The sequence below is a fragment of the Colwellia sp. BRX8-5 genome, assembly GCF_014077325.1.
Lineage (GTDB): Bacteria > Pseudomonadota > Gammaproteobacteria > Enterobacterales > Alteromonadaceae > Colwellia_A.
Genome location: NZ_JACGVR010000043.1, coordinates 1 through 21,926, shown reverse-complemented (window position 1 = coordinate 21,926; position 21,926 = coordinate 1). Strand labels below are relative to the sequence as shown.

The 21,926-nt window shown below is 37.4% G+C and carries 15 protein-coding genes; 5 read left to right on the top strand and 10 right to left on the bottom strand.

From position 1 onward, the window contains the following. Window positions 1–4 precede the first annotated feature (4 nt). The 5 genes from H4J62_RS18525 (at window position 5) to trxC (ending at window position 7,128) form a co-directional block, all read left to right on the top strand. Window positions 5–721, top strand: coding sequence for a transglutaminase-like cysteine peptidase (locus H4J62_RS18525; RefSeq protein ID WP_259364844.1), 717 nt, complete (start codon window positions 5–7; stop codon window positions 719–721). Between the two features lie 4 nt (window positions 722–725). Beyond that, a complete protein-coding gene (locus H4J62_RS18520; protein ID WP_182218370.1) occupies window positions 726–2,657 on the top strand; it encodes an EAL domain-containing protein in 1,932 nt (643 codons plus the stop codon). Window positions 2,658–3,094: 437 nt separating this feature from the next. Further along, a complete protein-coding gene (locus tag H4J62_RS18515) occupies window positions 3,095–3,958 on the top strand; it encodes a VacJ family lipoprotein (protein WP_182218369.1) in 864 nt (287 codons plus the stop codon). A 39-nt stretch (window positions 3,959–3,997) separates the two neighbouring features. Next, window positions 3,998–6,394, top strand: a complete 2,397-nt coding sequence (locus H4J62_RS18510; RefSeq protein WP_182218367.1) for an RND family transporter — start codon at window positions 3,998–4,000, stop codon at window positions 6,392–6,394. A gap of 278 nt (window positions 6,395–6,672) precedes the next feature. After that, window positions 6,673–7,128 (top strand): thioredoxin TrxC, encoded by a 456-nt coding sequence (gene trxC / locus H4J62_RS18505; protein WP_182218365.1) that lies wholly within the window; start codon window positions 6,673–6,675, stop codon window positions 7,126–7,128. 97 nt (window positions 7,129–7,225) lie between these two features. On the opposite strand, the gene H4J62_RS18500 is transcribed toward trxC, so the two are convergent. The 10 genes from H4J62_RS18500 to H4J62_RS18455 all read right to left on the bottom strand — a co-directional run bounded on the left by H4J62_RS18500 (window position 7,226) and on the right by H4J62_RS18455 (window position 21,776). After that, window positions 7,226–9,340 carry a S9 family peptidase gene (locus H4J62_RS18500; protein ID WP_182231067.1) on the bottom strand — a complete coding sequence of 705 codons (2,115 nt, stop codon included), beginning with the start codon at window positions 9,338–9,340 and terminating at the stop codon, window positions 7,226–7,228. Window positions 9,341–9,458: 118 nt separating this feature from the next. Continuing rightward, window positions 9,459–10,607 (bottom strand): ATP-grasp domain-containing protein, encoded by a 1,149-nt coding sequence (locus tag H4J62_RS18495; RefSeq protein ID WP_182218483.1) that lies wholly within the window; start codon window positions 10,605–10,607, stop codon window positions 9,459–9,461. 255 nt (window positions 10,608–10,862) lie between these two features. Beyond that, window positions 10,863–11,111 (bottom strand): DUF3297 family protein, encoded by a 249-nt coding sequence (locus H4J62_RS18490; RefSeq protein ID WP_182173540.1) that lies wholly within the window; start codon window positions 11,109–11,111, stop codon window positions 10,863–10,865. 218 nt (window positions 11,112–11,329) lie between these two features. Beyond that, on the bottom strand, window positions 11,330–11,860 hold the full coding sequence (locus H4J62_RS18485; protein ID WP_182218485.1) for a hypothetical protein: 531 nt from the start codon (window positions 11,858–11,860) through the stop codon (window positions 11,330–11,332). A gap of 11 nt (window positions 11,861–11,871) precedes the next feature. Continuing rightward, window positions 11,872–15,138 (bottom strand): LruC domain-containing protein, encoded by a 3,267-nt coding sequence (locus H4J62_RS18480; RefSeq protein ID WP_182218487.1) that lies wholly within the window; start codon window positions 15,136–15,138, stop codon window positions 11,872–11,874. Between the two features lie 264 nt (window positions 15,139–15,402). Beyond that, window positions 15,403–16,347, bottom strand: a complete 945-nt coding sequence (locus H4J62_RS18475; protein ID WP_182218489.1) for a glycosyltransferase family A protein — start codon at window positions 16,345–16,347, stop codon at window positions 15,403–15,405. Then, entirely contained in the window at window positions 16,307–17,449 is a 1,143-nt protein-coding gene (locus tag H4J62_RS18470; protein WP_182218490.1) for a polysaccharide pyruvyl transferase family protein, read from the bottom strand. Before H4J62_RS18470 ends, H4J62_RS18475 begins: the two co-directional genes overlap by 41 nt. After that, on the bottom strand, window positions 17,442–18,710 hold the full coding sequence (locus tag H4J62_RS18465) for an O-antigen ligase (protein WP_182218492.1): 1,269 nt from the start codon (window positions 18,708–18,710) through the stop codon (window positions 17,442–17,444). Before H4J62_RS18465 ends, H4J62_RS18470 begins: the two co-directional genes overlap by 8 nt. A gap of 389 nt (window positions 18,711–19,099) precedes the next feature. Beyond that, the gene (locus H4J62_RS18460; RefSeq protein ID WP_182218493.1) at window positions 19,100–20,491 is read right to left on the bottom strand and encodes a hypothetical protein; all 1,392 of its coding nucleotides are present in this window, start codon (window positions 20,489–20,491) and stop codon (window positions 19,100–19,102) included. Window positions 20,492–20,498: 7 nt separating this feature from the next. Continuing rightward, a complete protein-coding gene (locus tag H4J62_RS18455; RefSeq protein WP_182218495.1) occupies window positions 20,499–21,776 on the bottom strand; it encodes a polysaccharide biosynthesis/export family protein in 1,278 nt (425 codons plus the stop codon). Window positions 21,777–21,926: the final 150 nt, after the last annotated feature.

Genomic DNA, 21,926 nt, shown 5'->3' with positions numbered 1-21,926 from the left:
ATTAATGAGTAGCATTAGAAGAAGTTCTTTTTTTAAATGGATGGTCATCAAACCCATTCAAATGCTTCTCATCACCACAATATGTTTAGCGGCTATATTTGCTCAATCTACACAGCCCCTTAATGAAAAAGAAATTGTCACATCATTAGAAAAAAGTTATGGAGAAAGAGCAGGTAAAAGAGGCAAAGCCTGGTTTAAATTAATGCAACCAAAAGTTCAACATTCCCCCTTAGAAACATTACAAGAAGTTAATCAATTCTTTAATATGTTTAGGTTTATTGATGATAGTAAACTTTGGGGGGTGAGCAATTATTGGGCGACACCTATCGAATTTATCGGTGTTAATGGTGGCGATTGCGAAGACTATTCAATTGCTAAATATTTTACCTTATTAGAGATGGGTATTGCGGATGAAAAAATGAGGATCACTATGGTAAAAGCCGTCAAACTTAATCAATACCATATGGTACTCGCTTACTACGAAACGCCTAGTGCCGTACCATTAATTTTAGATAATCTAGACGGTGTTATAAAACCCGCAAATCAGCGCAACGATCTGATCCCTATATATAGTTTTAATGCCAGTCAATTATGGTTGAACAAAGCAAAGGGGCAAGGAATTCTTAGTGGAAAATCATCAAAGCTTAAACTTTGGCGAGACTTAAGACAGCGTATAACTACTTCAAAACTTAAACAACCCAAAATTAAAATGGAGTTTTAAGACCATGACCCTATTTAGAGAAATAAACTCATTACTGTTCGCACTTTTTTTACTAGTTATGACCAGTTTAGTTTATTTTCAATTTACACAAACCCGCGACTTTATGAATCAGCAGATGGATTCTGATTTAAACAACACTATAACTTCGTTAGGTTTAATGCTGAGGCCTCATCTTGAAACCGGAGATGTAGCCACAGCAGAAACCTTGGTTAATGTCATTTTTGAAGGCGGCTTCTATCGCAAGGTGACCCTTAAATGGCTAGTTGATGGCAAAGAACAAATTTGGGAAAATCCAATTGTTATTGAAGGGGTTCCACAATGGTTTATAAATCTAGATTTATTTGCCATACAAAAAAAAGAAAGTTTAATTACCTCAGGTTGGTTGCAACTAGCAACAATTGAAATTGAAGGTCATCCTGCGTTGGGTTATCAAGAATTATGGCGTGTGATGAATGACACTTTGATGATTTTATCTTTGCTTTTTATTCTTTCTATTATTGTTTTAAGGTTCAAATTGAACCGAATTTTAAAACCGTTACATAATGTAGCTATACACGCGAAAAACATTTCACAACGTAAGTTTGGTCAAGACCTTGAGTTACCGAAAACTATAGAGTTACAAGATGTCGTTGGCGCGATTAATTCGATGTCAGGGCAGTTAAAACAAATATTTTCGACCTTGGATGAAGAGGTTAATGAATTAAAAGAAGATAAATTTATCGATCAGGTTTCTCAATTGCCTAATCGACAATATTTGTCTGCACAAATCAATAATTGGTTAAATGAGCCTGGTTTTGGCGGACTTATTTTAGCTAAGTTTGATTGGCTTGAAGATGTTCATAGTAAGTATGGCTATCAAGGCCGAGATGAAATTATTAAAGTTGTGTCAAAACGAATGCAAGCCGAGTTGCCAGAAATCAGCGAATGTATTATTGCACGAATTGCCAACACCGAATTTGCATTTTTGATCACTAAAGCAGAAAAAAGTGTCATAAAAGTCTACTTACAGTCATTAATTCGGATCATTAATCAAGAGATAGCGAAAGCAGGTTGCACACCTAATACTCGCTTTGCCTTAGGTGTTAGTCAACGCATTGATAACATGAATTCGGCTGACTTGTTATCTCAATCTGATAATGCACTACAACAAGCACAACGCGAGCATAAAATAAGTCATTGGATAGATGCGGATCAACCACAAAAATATAGCCGTGAACAATGGCGCAGTAAATTGGTTGATTCTATTAATAACAACCATTTTAGTTTTCAATGGCAGCCAATTTTAGCTATGACGACTCAACAAGTTATTCAGCGCGAAATATATTGTCGTTTATACATAGACAAACAAATTGTCACCGCATCTGAGTTTATGCCATTTATAGAGTTGTTATCGTTAGGTGCTCAGCTAGACAGATGTTTATTGCAGTCAATCGAACAGCAGAATATTTTGGCCCTTGCAGATGAGGGCATCGCGATTAATTTAACGCATGATAGTTTAAAAGATCCACAATTTATTCATTGGTTAGCGCAATACCTTAAGCAATCCGCCTATGCCGAACGTATTTCTTTTGAAATACCCGAATCAGCAGCCATAACCTCGTTTGAGCAATGTTATCAGCTAGCAGAAATTGTAAGAGCAGCGGGTGCTAAGATAGGTATTGACCAGTGTGGTCGTCAAATTGGCTCTTTAGAATATTTACAAAAACTCTTACCTAATTATATAAAATTAGACTTATCTTTCGCTTATTATGAGAAGTTAAATCACAATAAAGAACTTTGCCGTGCGCTAGTCAATGTGGCGAAAGGACTGAATATCTCGGTTATTATTACCGGAATTGAAGACCAAGCGCAATTAGCAGATTTTAATTCATTAAAAGCAGAGGGTTATCAAGGCTATATTTCTCCAGTTGAAGACGTTGATATTAATCTCAGTTAAATTTATGGGTATTAAAGTTTTAATGGCTTAATAATTTAGCTCTCCTATCTAGATTAAGTGTTTTTTAGGCACTATTTTATGAAAGAGACAATATTCATCTTTTGTCTCTTTAAGGAATGCTATAAGTGGAGAAAATTTTTATCAAAATATTTACCCATATATAGCAACGCCAGTAAAATATGAAAACGTTACGCTTCTTAATTTAATCCATTACAAAAGAACAATTAATAACAAAAGGATTAGTCAATTGTTAGCGCAAGCAAACAACATTATTGCTTTTTTGTACAGAACCTTGGACTAAGGTACAAAAAAGCAATTGATTAGTGATGTGTTAAATAAACGATTTATCTTAAAATAAACAACCACAAGTCATTAGAGGTATGTCATATTTAACACTATGAGTTATCCATAGTTTGTTCAAATTCCAGGGATTTAGAATGACAAGTATCAATAATACTAAAAAATTTAATTTATCGAGGTTTATTAAAAACCTAGCACAAAGTACTTTATTCTTATTATTTTTGACACAGGTAGTAGGGTGCTCATCTTTAAACGATGAGGCCGTTGTTGAAAAAGCTATAATAAGTGAATCCTCCTTAAAAGGCCCCTATGAAATAGCGGCTGAAGAAAATATCCCAAGCGTAATCAGCTATGAAGAGCCAGAAGATTCATTAAGATTTATCAATGAGCCCATTTTTAAATTTAATGATAAAGTATATCGCTACGTACTTAGCCCCTTCGCAGTAGGTTATCAAAAAGTTGTTCCTTTGCCTGTTGATCAAAGTATTCGAAACTTTTTTTACAATTTACGTGAACCGCTTTACGCGTTAAATCATTTATTTCAAGGAGAGCTTTCTAAATCGGGTAACAGTCTTGCTCGAGTGTTGGTAAATAGTACCATAGGTTTGTTTGGTTTATTTGACCCCGCCAACAGCATGATGGAACTGGAACGTGATAAAACGACTTTCGGAGAAACTCTTGCTTCTTATGGCGTCGGACATGGTGTTTATCTTGTTTTACCTTTACTTGGACCTTCAGACTTACGTGATACGGCATCATTATCGTTCAACTACCTAGCACACCCACTTAATTTCATTAATGATAAGAGGGCAGCTCAACAATTACTATTTGTTGATGGTATTCAAGCACAAACGCCTATTTTAGCTAAGTATCCACAGGTATTAACTGATGTTGAAAACCCTTACGAGTTTACGCGTAATTTATATATGCAAAGCATTCAACGAGATGGTCAAGAGCGTCGCAATGAAGTTTTTAAAACCGAAAAGCAAAAGCTACAATAACGCCTTTTTTAGTACTTCTAACCCAAAAGTGGAATAAATATGTTTAAAGCGAGTGCAACCTTTTGGGCTTATACCAGCTGTATTATTTTTTGCATACTCACGGCGACATTAGCCTGGCAAGCGAAAAATTTTGAGATTGATGCTTCAGCAGATACTTTGTTAGTCGATAACAATAAACATTACATTTTAACCCAGCTAGCTAGTCAACGTTATGGCTCTGAAGAATTTATACTGATTGCATTTAAACCGAGTAACAGCCAGTTATTTTCGACAACTAATCTTGATATCTTGTCGGAACTTGGCAGAAAAATAGAGAAAATAGCTCGTGTTAAACAAGTCAACAGTATTGTTAATGTGCCTATTTTTTCTTCTGCTAAAACAGTTTCTGCGGATGTTGAAGAGTTAACTTGGGAAAATAAAAAGTTTGATGAGCAAACGTTCTCACTAAGTTTAAAAAAACACCCTTTGTATGAGGGCTTGCTTATTAACAAAGGTCAAACGGCATTGTCGTTGCAAGTGGTTTTTAAGACAAATAAAAAAGTTGAACAGATAAATGACGATATTATTGACATTAAACGTCACTTATTAACCCGAGAACTCACCGATAAAGAACAAAATGCACTTGAGGCGCTAAAGCAACAACAGCAGAAACTTAATAAGCAACTCGAGCAAACGCGTATTGATGAAATTGAAAAAATTCGCGCGCTTCTATTACCCTATAAAAAAGACGGTGCCTTTTATTTAGGCGGTAATAATTTATTGTCATATGAGTTAATTCAAATTATCCAGAATGATTTAGTTCTTTTTGGTGCTTTAATTATTCTGGTGGTTATTGTGTTGTTGTGGTTTTTGTTTAGACAAGTAAGTTGGGTAGTTTTACCCATAGTTTGCTGTGCAACAAGTGTTGTTATGACGATAGGTTTACTCGCGGCACTGGATTTTAAAGTTACTGTTATTTCAGCGAATGTATTTGCCCTGCAAATTATTTTGTCTTTAGCGATGATAATTCACCTAATTGTACATTACCAAGAGTTGGTGTTAAAACACATCGATTGGGATCATCAAACACTTGTATTGGCAACCATTAAACAAAAAATAAAACCTTGTTTTTATGCAGGTTTAACGACCTCTATTGGTTTTGGCTCGCTTATCTTCAGTGGTGTTCAGCCAGTTATAAGTTTTGGTTGGATGATGGTTGTTGCTATGCTGGTTAGCTTCATTGTTAGTTTGGCTTTTTTCCCCGCATTACTGTTAGTCATTTTTAATAAACAAGGTTTTGTTAAGCAGCATCATCAGATTGAAAGGGGAATGACAGGCGCAGCAACTTTTGTTATTAATCAGCCAAAAAAGATTATTATTATATCTACTTTGATCACCCTTGTTGGTGCCTTGGGGTGCCTAAAGTTAACGGCAGAGAATAGTTTTTTAAATTACTTTAGTGAATCAACCAATGTTCGAAAAGAGCTGACCTTTATCGATCAAGAGTTTGGTGGCTCGACGCCATTTGACCTGTTATTGAATATTCCAGATAAGCAAATAAAATCAGGATTAGTTATCTCAGCCAGTGCAGTGCAGACGGTAACAGATATTCAAAATATGTTAGCAAAAGAGCAAGCCATTGGTGCGATTACCTCAATTGCCGACTTCACTAAAATTGCTCAAGTGGTCTATGGTAAACCCCTGACAGAATATGAACTTACCGCACTCTACAAAAGTTTAGATGTTGAGTTACAGCAGAAACTTTTTGGCGCTTACTTTTCAGAAAAAAATAACCAAATACGAATTTCTATGCGGGTTCAAGACAGCACTAAAGATCTAAATAGAGCCGATTTGTTGGCACATATTCATAAAGAGTTATCTGCAATGGGCATTAAAGAGCAGCAGTATACATTAACTGGTTTGTTCATCCTTTATCAAGATGTACTGTCACGTTTGCTCGATTCGCAAGTGCTGACGATACTCATTGTTTATGGTGCGATGGCGATAACACTGATGATTATATTTTCATCGTTCAAAGTTGCCTGGATTGCTTTAGTGCCTAATTTTATTACTACCGTAGTGATTATGGGCGTCTTAGGGATATTTTCGATTCCGCTAGATTTAATGACTATTACTATAGCCGCCGTAGCTATGGGAATTTCAATGGACGATACTATTCATTATATACACCGCTATATAGAAGAAATGGAACTTGGCCAAGCAAATAGCGATGATTGGATTAAGCGGACAAATTTATCGATTGGTTATGCACTAATATATACGACTACCGTTATTGTTATCGGTTTTGGTACCTTAATATTTTCTAATTTTGTGCCAAGCATATTATTTGGTTTACTGACCAGTGTGGCGATGATAGTTGCTCTAGTTACCGACATCACAACATTACCGGTATTATTGAAAAAATATTTAACTAAAAATAACCTTAAACAAAGCTAATCTTTTAAAGATATTAATCGAGCTAATGAATCAGTTAAAAAATTTAAATATCAAAGCACACGTTAAGTGCTGATCGACTAATGCTAAAACTGATAAGGGTAAAGTTTAATTGTGGCGGTTTTTATTCTTTATAAATAGATATATATTTCAATAAGTAACTAGTTAAATGGGGTTGCAATTAACGGTCTTAATTTAGATGCTTGAATTAAAGCCCGTACAGACCCATATTTACTTTTTATATTAAACGAATTTTAAAATACTTTTTAGTGAGATTTACTATGACTGATTCACCTATTCAAATAGTTTGCGCAAGTTGCGGTACGAAAAATCGTCTAGCTAAGGCTAAGCTCAATGACCAGCCTCTATGCGGTAAGTGTGGTAAAGCTGTGCTTTCTATTAACCCTGTTGTTGGTAGCGATAAAAACTTTAACCGTTATATTACCGACAACGGTTTACCTGTTGTTGTCGACTTTTGGGCACCGTGGTGCGGGCCTTGTAAACAATTTGCACCCACTTTTGAACAGGTTGCTGCCGATATGTTTACACAAGCTTGTTTTGTGAAGTTAGACACTGAAAGCAATCAAAATACCGCAGGAGGACATAATATCCGTTCTATTCCTACTTTAATGATATTTCATCACGGCAGAGAAATTGCTCGAATGTCCGGCGCCTTACCCAAAGCACAGTTCAAACAATGGCTAACTGAAAATTTACCGATGACAAACACATTATAAGTGTCGTAAAGAACATTCTTTATAGGTGCTGTGGTTACTCACAAGGGACAAAGATTATCCTTGTGAGTAACAAGTTAAACGATTTTATCAGTTAACGTTATTCGTTTAATAGCGAGATAAAAAAGCTCATTTCTAAAGCTTTTTCTTTTAAACTTTTAAATCGTCCTGATGCACCGCCATGGCCAGCGTCCATATCTGTCTTAAACAACAACAAATTATCATCTGTTTTAAGCTCTCTCATTTTAGCTACCCACTTCATTGGTTCAAAGTACTGAACCTGTGAGTCATGTAATCCGGTGGTCACAAGTATATTTGGGTAGTGTTGAGCAGTGATATTATCCATTGGTGAATAAGATAAAATATCTTGGTAGGCTTGTGCTTCGTTTGGATCACCCCATTCGTCATATTCATTGGTGGTTAGCGGTATGCTTTCATCGAGCATTGTTGTTAACACATCTAAAAAGGGCACATGAGCGCCAATGCCTAAGTATAGTTCCGGTGCTTGATTGACCACAGCGCCCATTAATAAGCCGCCAGCGCTACCGCCAGAAGCAAATATTTTATCTTTAGCGCCATATCCTTGGGCAACTAATGCCTTAGTTACATCAATAAAGTCATTAAAGGTATTTTGTTTAAGCGCTTTTTTACCGGTTTCATACCACTGCCTGCCTAACATTTCTGAGCCACGAACATGGGCAATAACATAAACAAATCCTCTATCAAGTAAACTTAACGTTTGACTCGAAAAATCAGGATCTATGGTTAAGCCATAAGCACCGTAACCGTATTGAAGAAGTGGGTTGGTACCATCTTTTTTAAAACTATTGCGACGATAAACAATTGACACTGGTACTGCTGCACCATCACGTGCGTTAATAAATAGACGTTCTGCTTGATAATCGTCTTGGTTAAAGCCACCTAAGACTTGTTGCTGTTTCAGTAACTTTCGCTCACCTGTTGCTAAGTCAAATTCAAATAAAGAATCGGGTGTTGTTAAGCTAGAATAATATAATCTTGCGATGGTACTGTTTGGCTCCGGATTTTCGTCAAGACAAGCAAAATAACAGGGGTCATCAAAAGATAGTGGATAGTGATGACCGGCATTTTCTCCCTGAGTTGTGTGCACGATAAAACGAATTTGACCATTTTCTCTTTCGGTTATTACAATGAAACGGTGAAATAATTCAATGCCTTCAACCAGTACATTTTCTCTGTGGGGAATAATTTCTTGCCAGTTATTGATATCATCAATTTGTGCAGCCGTGGCTTTCATTAACCTGAAGTTTTTAGCTTGATAGTTAGTCACAATATAAAAAAATTCACCCATTTTATCGGCGTGATATTCATGTTGTTCTTGATAAGGTAATAATTCGGTAAACTGCCCATTGGGCTCATCGGCACTGAGTACTAAATAATGTGTAGATTCAGTGGCATGTAAACAAATATAAAGCTGAGAGTCATCTCTGCTCTTATCTAAGCTGATATAAAAACGGTGGTCGTCTTCTTGATAAACAAGCACATCATCAGCTTGTGGTGTTCCTAATGTATGGCGATATACTTGTGTGCCAAGCAAAGTTTCTAAATCTTTCTTTACATAGAAAAGGGTTTTATTGTCGTTCGACCAAACAACTTGTCCTTCAGTTTCAACAAGAATATCGGCTAAATAAGCATCTGGCCCATCAGATGTCTTAGTTAAATCTTTAAAATGAATGGTATAGATACGACGACTGTCGGTATCTTCAGATATTGACATGATTTGGTCATTTTGACTTATTGATAAGTCCCCTAAATCATAAAACTCATGATCTTGTGCGCGCTCATTAACATCTAATAAGAGTGTTTTATTTTCACCGGCAAAACTTGTTGCTCGGTAATAGTTGGAAAACTCTTGCTCGCCATTAATTTCGCTGTGATACCAATATTTTCCATCTTTTGCTGGAACAGTATTATCGTCCTTGACAATCCTGTCTTTAAGTTCATTAAAAAGTAGTGCTTGTAAAGGTTTTTGCTTGGCCAACATGGCATCAGCATAATTATTTTCATCATTAAGGTGTGCTAAAACTTTTTCATCACTGCGCAGGTCATCACGCATCCAATAATAATTATCGATGCGTTGGTGATTGTGTTTTTCCATCGTATGAGGAATTTTTGTAGCTATTGGTGCTATAATTTTTTTGTCTGACGCCGCTGATATAAATGATGATGTTGGCACTAAGTGCTCCTAGTTAAATAATAAATGAAATGATAATAATTTAAGAAAAAGCGCGATAAAAGTCTATCGAGCTTTTTTAGATTAAGTGAACGCTTGTAAAGAGACTATGCAGAGCTCGCTATGTTTTTATTTTAATGATCAGGTTATCTTCGATAAACTTTAATTGCTCAAGTAATATCTCTTGTGAATCACCTGACATAAATACATGGCCAACCTCGCTGCTGGTACTGTCGTGTGCGTAAACTTCATCTCCAGCTGCAATATTAAGTTTAAATTGGTCTATTTCTTTGAGTGCTTTGCATTGCTCGATACCGGAAATCTCATCAATAGTTCCTGGACCAGGATGGATCATGAGTACGCAAGCAAATTTATTAGCTTTGACAGGTAACGGGGTTGGGGTCGCTCCAGTTTCTAACTCTACATAGGTTTTCCATGGGTTGAAACCATAGGAATATTGAATGAGTTCCATATAGTATCCACCTGGTGGGCGAACGGCCATTTCGCCAAATACTGGCCCCGCCTTAGTCAGATAGAATTCAGCATGAGTCATACCATTTTTAACGCCAAATCCTTTGATGACTTGATCATTTATCGCGATGATTTTTTCTTGCAATGCGAGGGTTAAATTTGCCGGTAATATTGATTTTTTCCATTGGTGAAGATAGTCGGTTATATTATGAAAAATAGGCACGCCATTATGGATCAACGTTTCTACGCTAACTTCACTTCCTTCAACAAAAGCTTCAGCCAGTAGGCCGGGCTTTGAATGCAATGCTACTTCCGCTAAGCTTTTTAGCACCATGACACCTCTTGCACCCGATTCTGCTACAGGTTTAACAACAAGTGGCAGGCCTAACTTATCAACTAATTCTTGTGGCGTATCGTTGTCATTGATGAGATGGAATTTTGTAATAGGAATGTTGTGCTCTAAAGCTTTGAGCTTCATCTCGTTTTTATTATGTAAGATACGGGTAATGTTAAGTGGCGTGCCTGTCAGTTTGAATTCTTGACGAACCATAGCAGCAATATCGACACTTGATTCAGTGGCTGCGATAACATATTCAATGTTAAATTCACGAATTGCTGCTATTTCAGCTTTTAAAAGCATTTTTTCTGCGCTTTCAAATGATGTTTCAATACAGCCCGACAATTTTTCTTTTCGACTTTCGTGAAGGGGACCATCACTCCAGAGAAAAACGTTATGACCCAGCTTTAATGCGGCTCGATAACATCGACCTCTTCTACCCACGATTAATACATTCGCCACTCAATACCTCTGATAATTTCTAAATCACATATTTATCTGCTGAGTCTAGTGAATATATATAAATTAATATATAAGAATATTTAGATAATTTAGCGCAGTAGAAGAGGGGGGATGAAAATTTCAAACAGTCTAAAATTTGGATCGTCGTTGTATTGTTAAGTAGGGTCAGGCAGCGAGGTAGATACTGCTTTGCTGACCCATATTTAATATGCCTTGGAGAAGGCATATTAGCTTATTATTTTTTATTGATAAGGCTTAACGGTAAAACGCTTCAACTGTGCCTTTAGCCGTCATTAAAAGTGGCTGACCACGACGGTCTAACGCTTTGTTCATGGTGACTTTTACCCAACCTTCGCTGATGCAATACTCTTCAACATCGAAACGTTCTTTGCCATTAAGTCGAATACCTATCTCGTGTTGAAAAATTTCTTCTACATGATGTGGGCTGCGGGGATTACCTGATAGGCGATCGGGTAAAGCGGGTAGCGATGTAGTATCGTTCATGTTTGTGACCTATGATAAAAAAATTGCGCTATTGTAGGCAATATATAGATAGCGCTCAAGCGCTGTTGTGATAAATTTTTAGCCTTTGTTTAAAAGTCTAAATAAACCTCAGGTTTATAACGCCGGTAAGCGGGATAATCTTCGATACTTAAAGCCGTTATCGAGTAGAAAAACTAAAGGCTATCCAAGTCAATCTACTCATCGTTGCAATACTGTTATTAGAAGCGCCAATCTTTGATGATTGGATTCCTACTCCCATCGACAAACCATAATGCTGCAACTAAACCCTCGGTATCATTAGTGACGGTAATTACAGTTTCAAAAACCGCTTCATTCAATGATGTTCTTAGTAAGCAGCTATCATAATTAATGTTATAGCTGCCATCGCTATTTTCTTGATAATCACTGCACAGTGATAAATAGGCAGCTTGATCATCATCATCAGATCTGATTATTTTTAAATTAAATGAACGCTCACTATTTAATGAAAATCCATCGGGTACTGATATATCACCGCTGGTTTGTGCACTACTTTCTAACACGGCTCTTGCCTCTAGGGGACTAGTTTCTGCTAAGATAAACTCAGTTACCACAGGTTGGGTTACAATCGGGTCGGGCAAAATAATCTCTGGTTGTTGTTCTTCTACTACCGGTTGTGGCGTTACTGATACTGTTTCTCCGGCCGAACCACCGCCGCCACATGCCGTTAATAAAGCACTTAATAGAACACTAATATATAGCTTATTCATATGTCACTCCTTTAATCTAAAAATGTATTTTTTATATTGGCATTATTTTCTATAAACCAGTCATCATCAATACGACCTTCATTGATAATAAAGCTAGAAAACAAGGGGTAAGCGTAAATTACATCCATGTATTCCAGAGGGTATTGCCATTGTGTACCAACATTGATCGCCCAAGGCATACCATTCTCATTAACAAAGTAACGCTCATTATCAGGTTCGCTCTTATCTTCACCTCTGTTAAAAAAGTCTGTTCTAAAAGCTTCGGTAGGGGCTTTATTGGGCAAATGTATTTCGTATGCTCTACCAGGAGCCTGTCCGAATACATAACCATGTTCATAGCTTTCAGTAGCGAATAAAAATGGGTCATAAGGGAACGCAGGCATTTCTTCAATAGGAATTGCACGGGTCATTGGCAGTGTCATTGAAAAATGCATTTGAATTTTAGAACCACAACCCGGTTCACTTCGGTAATACTTACAGTTTTCACCGGCACTTACATAGTCCCATACGTCGTTGGTAATTATTGCGATGGCTTTATCACGCCCCTGCTCTAAAGGTGATGTGAGCTGAGGCACGTTGTTAATGGTATAGCGGATATCATCTTCGTTAATCGTTTCTCTGCTAATACCAGGTAATTGGAAAGCAAATCCGTTGTGATAAGACCCGCCAACAGCGGCAATTTGCCCTTCAAGTTTCACTCGAATAACTTCACCATCAAGTATATATTCACTAATACGATAGTTCATCACTAAGTCATTGAAGTCATAATCGCCTACTATTGGCCAATTATCTTCAAAGGCAATAGTAGCCCAGCCAGAAGCACTTGGGTAATACTCTATGCTAACGTTAGCTTCTGTTATATCCACAAGATAATCTTCAACTTCACCATCACTAACACCACCCGTTGGACCTAAGTCAGCAGTGCTACTTATTCTAAAACGTGCCCAAGTACTGTTCGCTTCAGCCCATGTCGGCACTTCATATGAAATAATATTACTACCTGCAATAACAGGTAACGCATCAATTATTTTCTCATCGGTTCCAAAAACACCGTTACCATCAAAATCTATCCATGCATTTACAAAGGCTGAAGATGAAGCAACAAGTTGTAGGACTGCTAGGTTACCGACTTCTATACCTGTGACAAAAGCAACACCATCATCATCATTATTACCGTCTGTTTCGTCATCACTTAGTGGAAATTGAAAGCTATCAAATTCAGCATCAACGCTAATACCCATAAAGATAGAATTATTTTCAGTACTATGACGAGCCCCATTATCTTCAGCAGAGCTACCGTAAGATGCAGGCGCATCACCAAAGTCAATGCTCGTTTTTTCTGTAGAAATAACAGGGGCTAGGGCACAGCGTGCACCATCATTATTACTCGAACTGGGTCCATAAGCATATAAAACAGCAAGTGAGTTTGCTTCTTTAGTATCTATTTTAAAGACTTTACCGTCGTTGTTGCGACTAATATAAAGGTTTTCATCGACATCAAAGTAAATAGCGCCAAATGTACCTGATTCACCAACATTATTAATTAATTCTGAACTGCCATTATTTACATCAATACGATGAAGGTTACCGATATTATCAACACTATAGGCGAAACCATTAAAGGGATGAAAGGCCATATCAAAGATACGTAAATTTAAACTACTGCCATCAATAATACGTTCTGCAACTAAATAATTATCGGCAGTTGAATCTAATGGGATAGCGTATAAACCATTGGTGTTACCAGGGCGGTATAAATAATAGACATTGCTATCAAGGGCAATATCGCCAACATAGAATGATATTTCGGGTAAACCAGTTGTCGGTAATGGGGTTACTTGATAATTATTATTAATACGGACAGGTCCAGCAAACTCCGTGCTCCAAGCATAAAGATATTGGTCATGAAAATTAAAGCCCATCGCATTAAGTTTATTTGTTGTGCCCATAGTATTTGATAGTTGTTGATACTGACCGGTAGCCAATTGCACACCAAATAAAGTTGCTGAGGTATCTTGTATTAAAAAGGCATCGGTTGGACAAGCAGCAAACGGTTGCCCAAAAATGGCTTGGTTTACCGATAAAGCTACGCCATTTATGCACGCCTCTTTCCCGATGATGCTATCTGCACCAAACTCAATAAAATTAGTGGCTGAAAAAGCACCGCCACAATCATCACCTATACCTGCTATCACAGCATTAGCACCTGTTTGAACAAAGCCTTTTGCAAATATGTAACCTCGAGCTTCTGCACCTGCGCCAAGTTGTGTGTAGCCAGCTGAGCCTGTTTTGTCGCCAAGTACATTCCAGATAATAGTGCTGTTATCTGTTACATCTTTTAGTATTATCTTTGAATCTGCAGCTAAGCTTAGGTAATTAGCAATGTTGAAAATCCATACACCGTCAACACCTTTGCCATCTAGGGTTAGTGTCTTACCGATAGCTATCGATAAATAATCTATGGTACTGTAAATACCCGCTTCGAGTGTTTCATCATTAGTACCAAAAGACGTCGATATAAGTTCTGTTCCAGTACCTAAATCTTTCAACGTTACTTGTAATCTTGTAATTAAATCTTCTTGATTTGTTACTAAGTTAGGGATGGGAGATGCCAGCAAAGAATTTGCCGTAAGAATACCGTCTATTTGGACCCCTGCGCCTATGGTTGTGGTTGTACCTGCATCTATGTTGCCATGAAACACTGAACCGGCACCTATAGTTACTGTTGTGCCTGCAAAAACATCACCAGATACTTCTACTGTTGCATCTATTGTTACTGTAGTTCCTGCTATTAGAGCGCCAGCAATGATCGCACTCGCACCAACAGTGGCTGTGGTTCCGGCTTCAATATCGCCATTAACAAGAGACGCCACACCAAGTGTTGCTGTAGTTCCTGCTTGGATATAGCCGACAACAGCTGCGTCTGCGCCAAGGGTTGTTGAGGCTCCAGATTCAACATTACCACCTACAATCGCATTTGCAGCAAGTGTTATGGCTGTAGCACTTTGAACATTACCGCCAACAATTGTTCGCGCGCCCATCGTTATATAACTACTGGCATAAAGTGATTGGTTATTTAGCGCTGAATCTAATACAGTTTCATTACTGGCCTGTGCAGTAGATAGGGTAAAAAACAGACAAGTGGATATGATCAAACTCGCTTGTTTTGCTACACGTCTATAATGTATAGCGCTATTAACTATAATATTATTTATTAATACGCTAACATCAATTTTAGCCAAATTGTGATCCCAAATATAAGCATTATTCCTTTTCATCTTACTACCCTCAATTGTATGTAAAATTTTATTTGTTACTTAAGATAGGTATTGCAAGTAATGAACCAATATAGCGACAATTGATAAGTTGCTGATATCGTTAGTTATTATTGTTTTTGTGTTGGTTTTTCTATTTTTGTTTTGCGAAAATTATCATTTTGCAAAATAGAATAAAGTAAGGTTACTATTTTATTAATGGGGACTGATAAAGGATCAAGCCGCTGCTCTATTGAGATGCGGCTTTGGCGTTCATCTGGTTAACCGTTATAACTGTTTATATTGAAAACCATTGACTAACCATTGTTCTGTTTGCTTTATCCATGACAATCCATAAAGTCCCACTAAGTGTTTAGGTTTTAGTTTACAACGAGGGTCTGATAATAATGTCCTCGCCTGGGTAAAATGGCCGTCACCAATATTGAGTTTTGCCAAGTGACATAAATGTGTTGCACTATATTTAAGCATATTGGCTGAGCTTTTATTACCTTTAAACCGAGATGCTTGCTCTGTTATCCGAATACTAAAGCCACACTCTGTGGAAGGAATATTATTTTTACTCGCTTGGTTTTGTGCATCTTTATGATAAAGAGAATGAATATTCGGTGAATAAGCTATATCTGTATTTAACGCAACCCGACAGAATAAATCTTGATCCTCACCTATAGGTTCATTCAGAGGAAAACCACCAATGTCGTTAAATAATGACCGTTGAATGACCATAGAAGACATAGTGAAAGGTAGGTCTCCTTGTGAAGCGATATCAAAATAATCAGCTAATATCACGCCCTCTGGGTCGATGTTTTTTAGTTTTATTTTTGCATCGATATAGTTATGCTCAGATTCGACAATTTGGTAGCGTGTTCCAAAAAACTTTGCTTGCGGGAATCTAACAATTAAGCGAGCTATCTCATCTAAAAATAAGGGTAACCATTGGTCGTCCGCATCTAAAAATGCAATGTATTCATGGCTTGCTAACGCAACACCATTATTACGAGCGGCAGACACTCCCTGATTTTGTTGTTGGATGAGTTTTACATTTTCCATATTGGCATTTTTTACAATTAAGGCGCCATCATCGGTAGAGCCATCATCAATAACAATAATTTCAGCAGCGGGGTATTTCTGCCATGCGACACTGTTAAGTGTTCTTAAAATATGTTCGGCTTTGTTAAACAGCGGAATAATTACAGTAAATTTTATATTTTTCATTTTGATCACTCCAGTTAGATAAAGAATTCTTTAAAGCGCTATCAACTGATAACGTTGGCGGTATAAAATTTGTTGATAACCCCTTTACGATTTGGTTAACAATCGATTTAATATTGAGATTAAATAAATCTATTTGATAGTCTTGTGCTAGGCCAATCTCTTCACACCAACCTTTACATTTACTGTGATAATTAACTGACAGCACGGGTGTGTTAGCTAAATAACCTAAAATAGAACCATGTAAACGCATACTAACAATAGCTTTGTAAGTGCCCAGTTTTTCGAGTAATTTAATGGGATCTGCTTGGTATTTTTCTATCGTTACGGGCACCGTTTTGTTTAAACGAGCAATAATATTATTGTTGATTTTCCAATCGCCTAATGAGCTATGTCCGTTAAACTCAATTAAGGTAATAGGTTCACCTGTTTGGGCGTATATCTGTGTTATTAACTGAGTAAACTGGTGAAACCTTTGCTGTTCAGCACCTTTATTTGTTTTGCCCATCGCATTAATAGCAACAGAGCATAGTGACAGTGCAATGCCTTTACGTTCGACTTTTTCAGGTTTATATTTATCTGAACACAACAGTAATGGTGCCAAATCAAAGGTTTTATTAACGTTAGCATTAGGGGCGATACTTTGAGCAATGTCTAAACTTTCACTATCTCTGACGCCAATATAACCACATTCATTTAAAAATTTTGCGCAAGCTTTTTCTGCGGCAGTTGAATTGAACGGGCCAATTCCAACCCCTACTGCTAAGCTATTTTTAGGGCTTGATAAAGACATTAATTGTCTTTTAAGGTTTATATCTGTTTCACTATGTAAAACCGAGCCACCACCAAAAATAATACGTTTACTTTGAAGTGCAGCTTTATAATGCAATAACCTATTTTGCCCCGGAAATTGCTGGTTAAACTTGAGCGGTAGTTGATGATCCGTTTGTGTTTCTCTGCGGTAATCGCCGTACAAACCGACTAAGGTATTTTCACAACCAATAATGTGTTGAGCCGCCCAGGCCGATGCATACATCAGCGCATCATCGCCGCTATTTTGCATGCCGTAATAGCCTACTAAATAAGCATCGTATTTCTTAAACATGTCTTTCTCCTGATTTTAGTGGATTAAGGGCAATGCCTATCCATAAAAGTGCTGGCCAATAAATAAAACTTAGTATTTCTAGATTTTCAAAAAATGAGTAACAGATAAAAACGATTGCCATCAGCGCCGCGGTATAACAAATCTCGCTTTTAAGGCTATGCCAAAATAAATAGATACAGGTAAACGTTAAAGGTATAGCTAATGCTAAAAGTCCTACTATGCCTTTGACAAATAACAGTCCATACCAGCTGTGGTGTGAACCTATAGGCATTCCTTCAACGATTTTCGGTCCTTTCTCTACAATGCCATGTCCCCAAATTGGAGCTTCTGACTCCCAACGTTGCAACGCGAGTACTTCTAGCGTATTACGTACTCGTGTTGAATCAGGGCGCGAAGCTTTAATGTCTTCGTAACTGTTAGTGATAAAATTAAATAACGGCTCGCCTAATAATAAAATGGCTGGAATGAACAAGCCAAAAAGTATAATAAGCAGTGGATTTTTAAAATGTTTACTGAAAAAGCATAGTGGCGCTAAAGCGATATAAATAACCCAACCAGCACGTGATTGTGAGAGTAAACACATGATGAAACTGCCGGCTAAACCAGAGTTTCTCCAAAAAGGTTCTTTTTCTTGGCTAGTAAAAATTAAAAATATACATGCCATAAATCCTGCTGCAGGTGCCCAAGGAGTAAAAAACCTCCAACGGCCACCACCAGTTTCAGGGTTTAAACCAAATAAACTTACCGCAAAGAAGCTTTCACCGGGTCCGCCAATCACTTGTAGCGGTGATATAAATAAATCACCAGGGGCACCAACCATATAAAGAACAACAGTCACACCGGCAAAAACTAACGAATGAAATGAAACAACGCATACGGCTCTAACCACTAATTGCGGTTTAATATCAACAAAGGCACCAATAAATAAAAATAGCGGCATCAGTGCCCATCCTTTTGCCCAACCAATCGAAGACTTAATGGTTTTTGCTAGTCCTAAGTCCCAATTTGAATGACCAATGAGTAGCGCGACTAACATAAAAAAGCCACCGAGGATCCATAACCAAACAATGGCAGGTATCACTGCATTTTTGTCTTTACCGTTTACATACCAACGTAATAAAACCACAATAAAGATCATCCAACCTATCACTGAGCCCATAACATAAAGACCACCGAATGCGAAGAATGGATAGGTAAGTGTTAACCCGAACCAAACTAGCTTTTCTTCAGTAGAACTTGCAGTGGGGTGCTGTGAAGCCATAAGTTAATTTGTCCAAATGGATGAATAAAGGCTTAATATAAAAGTATTATTATCTTTAGCCGGTATTGTATTAATCATTAATAAATTGTTGCTAACCTACTCACTGCTAAAACTGTGCCAATGCTGTTAATTTATTTTAAGCTACTGATTCTGATGTTTTTATTTGTTGTTTTTGAAGTAGGGGATTATCTTTGAGTTGCAAAATAAAAATAGGATTTTCATTTTGCAATTAATTATATTTTTTATAAAAGACCATTATTATTTACATATTTAACCTACGTAATACGGGGAATAGAGTTGATAAAATAAGGAGAAGTCTAAGACAAGGCTAAAGTTAACCCTCTATCAAGGCTATTAAGCATTGATAGGGTTAACTTCTATTAGCCAAATTAGTTTTTCTTGAGTAAAACTTGAATTAACTTGTTGCGTTGTGATAAAACGAATAAGCCAAAGGTAATGAATAAAAACCCAGCTACAGCACCAACAAAGGCAATGATATTTTTAGGACTACCTTGTTTCATTGGGTAAGAAGGGGTTGTCAGCATTTGTAATACCGGATACGAGGCAAAAATATCTGCTTTACTCGCTTCTAATCTTGCTGCTGCTGAGGTAAAAATAGCTTCTGCCATGTTAAATTCTCTTTGTAACCGCTCTAATTCCACTATTTCTCTAGAGTAGACCTTTAATTGGTCACCAAGATGTTCAACAGATCGTCCTAAATCAGCAAACATTGAATCTTGGCCTTTTTGTTTTGCATAAGCGGCAATTAAGTCAGCGAATAACTCAGCCCGTTTTGGGTTCAAATCCAAATTTAAGGAATTGAATATCTCACTTGAATTAACACCGTACATTTCGCTGCTTCTCTGGTTTATCGCAATTCGGGTAAAGTTTAATCTTTTTTGTTGTGCTTTCACTTTTGGGTGATTAACCCCCCATCGAGAGCTGTATTCGGTGAGTTGAGTAATACTTTCCTTTAATTCGGTAATATAAGCTCTAAATTCAACGTCTGATTGCAGGGCGAATGCTTGTCCTGCTAATTTGGGTGAAACCCCAAGCTCTTCGCTTAATTGATAAATATATTCTTGTAATTGCCTTGTTTCAGCTTTGACATAAAGTCGTTTTTCTTTAACACCAGATAAGGTTTTAACCAATTGGTTCATTTGATCGGTTGAAACCACAATGGATCGCTGTTGAAAATCAACAATAGCATTACGGGTTATATTCATTCTTTCCCGGTACTGGTCAAGAACATGGTTAATACTCCGGTCTCGTCGTAACACTTCATCGGCGCGAAGATTACTCAACTCGTCTTGTAAAGATTCATAGATGGCAAAGGTTTTTTCTTGTGCTAATTTTGAGCTACCAGCACTCATCGCCAATGAAATAATAGAGGTTTGCTCGGTGAGCTTAATTCTTGGTTGACCAAGTTCATCAAGCGAAATATTTAGTTTCTTAGCAGCACGCCCCCTAACACCTCGGCTTGATAGCATCTCTTTATAATTAACACGTGGGTTAAAGCCACCACCAGAAAAAGGGGTATTTGTTTGTGAAACGACTTGGCCGACATTATCCAGTGATACACTGTTACTGCTACCGGTTCCAGGTAAGACCATTTCCATATCACTGGTAAATGACGGAGCCTTATTCAAATAAAGCATAATAATCAGTGCAACAACTAAATAACAAGCTAAACCAACCACTAAATAAGGGCGTTTTAACACTGAGTATGTTCTTGCTCTGAATAGGCCAAATGACGTTAACGTTACAATAGGATATTTCATAATTCACTTATAACAATTTAATAGGAAGCAGGATGTCGACAACTGTCTTGGCGATATCACGAAAGTTAGTAATATCTGAGTCGTAACAGGCAACAGCATCATTAGGCATTAAGTAAGGGTTAATATTGCCTTGATTCGGTGTCGTCATTAACGCTTCTACCGAGCGCTCAATAACTTGTGTTTCACCGGTAATTGGATTTTTACTCGCAAGAACTACTCGACGTGGCGCATTGGTCCAATCTTTACCACCGACACAATTAGCAGAAACCGCCGCTTGTAATAAGCGTGTACCATAAGGCAGGCTAGTTGAATATCGCCCCACGGCTGCACTCGCATTATCTCCGGCTGAATCAATGAGATTAGACATAAAAACACGAAATCCCTTAGGCGTAATTAAACTAGGTCTAACTAAGTGTCCTTGAAAACAACCGGTACTGGGTACGATAACGCGGTCACCTGCCACTAATGGATAATCCTTAACTAATTCTCCAGAGAGCATTCCTGTCATATCTATTTGAACCTGCCAGCCTTTACGGAGTAAAATTATTTGATCTAATTTTGCATCAGGTCGAATACCTGAAGCTGCTCTGATCGCTTCAGACAATAATCGCGTTGTTGAATAATCACCAAATGCATCTAAATGTTCTGCATTTTGAATACCATTTGGTTTCTTATTAATTAATACCGTACCAGGCTGAAAAACCGCACCGGCAACAGACACCTCAATTGATGACCAATTTAATACGTGTATGGTCACGCTAGCACTGGCGGGTTGAAATATTTCTGCTCTAATTAAGGCTAATTCAATTTTGGTTTCTAACTTATTGGTTGTCGCACCACCTGCTGAAATAACACCTATAATAGGTAGTTTTACATATCCCGCGTTATCAACAATATAACGACCATTAAAACCTTCACCATCTTCAATAAGTACTTCAACTAAATCCCCGGGACTTAATAATAAACCTTGCGCAAGAATAGGGTCATTCTCTGCTGAAGCTTTCATGTTTGATGAATGTAAATTTAATGGTTTGTCTGTTCTATAATTTAGGGCTGCGCCCATATCTTGAAACTGACTGCAATTTAATCCATCTGAAAATAGCGTTTTAGGTGCTTGCTCATGAATAAAGTCATCACCATTGTCAGCTGGCGTGCCATAAAATCTAAGTGCAGACTTATCAATATCTACTGATGAGTGTTTAGCACACCCCTGTAAAACTAAAATTCCAATGAGCGCGATAAGCGCTGGCATTATTTTGTAACTTTTAGCTGGGTGAAACGACATTGAATTCTCCATAACGATTTAAACTCTCTACACCGTTACTGCACTTAACGTACCAACTGATAATCTTTATTTTACTCGTTGTATTTTATGGTTTTTTTTGGTTTTTGCTAGAAAGGTAAAAAGATGGTTTTGCAATTTGCAATGGGCTAT

Coding starts and splice junctions, on each gene's coding strand:
- H4J62_RS18465 (WP_182218492.1), bottom strand. CDS start 18,710: ATGGCTTCACAGCACCCCACTGCAAGTTCTACTGAAGAAAAGCTAGTT.
- trxC (WP_182218365.1), top strand. CDS start 6,673: ATGACTGATTCACCTATTCAAATAGTTTGCGCAAGTTGCGGTACGAAA.
- H4J62_RS18460 (WP_182218493.1), bottom strand. CDS start 20,491: ATGAAATATCCTATTGTAACGTTAACGTCATTTGGCCTATTCAGAGCA.
- H4J62_RS18485 (WP_182218485.1), bottom strand. CDS start 11,860: ATGAATAAGCTATATATTAGTGTTCTATTAAGTGCTTTATTAACGGCA.
- H4J62_RS18515 (WP_182218369.1), top strand. CDS start 3,095: ATGACAAGTATCAATAATACTAAAAAATTTAATTTATCGAGGTTTATT.
- H4J62_RS18455 (WP_182218495.1), bottom strand. CDS start 21,776: ATGTCGTTTCACCCAGCTAAAAGTTACAAAATAATGCCAGCGCTTATC.
- H4J62_RS18520 (WP_182218370.1), top strand. CDS start 726: ATGACCCTATTTAGAGAAATAAACTCATTACTGTTCGCACTTTTTTTA.
- H4J62_RS18510 (WP_182218367.1), top strand. CDS start 3,998: ATGTTTAAAGCGAGTGCAACCTTTTGGGCTTATACCAGCTGTATTATT.
- H4J62_RS18490 (WP_182173540.1), bottom strand. CDS start 11,111: ATGAACGATACTACATCGCTACCCGCTTTACCCGATCGCCTATCAGGT.
- H4J62_RS18525 (WP_259364844.1), top strand. CDS start 5: ATGAGTAGCATTAGAAGAAGTTCTTTTTTTAAATGGATGGTCATCAAA.
- H4J62_RS18480 (WP_182218487.1), bottom strand. CDS start 15,138: ATGAAAAGGAATAATGCTTATATTTGGGATCACAATTTGGCTAAAATT.
- H4J62_RS18475 (WP_182218489.1), bottom strand. CDS start 16,347: ATGAAAAATATAAAATTTACTGTAATTATTCCGCTGTTTAACAAAGCC.
- H4J62_RS18470 (WP_182218490.1), bottom strand. CDS start 17,449: ATGTTTAAGAAATACGATGCTTATTTAGTAGGCTATTACGGCATGCAA.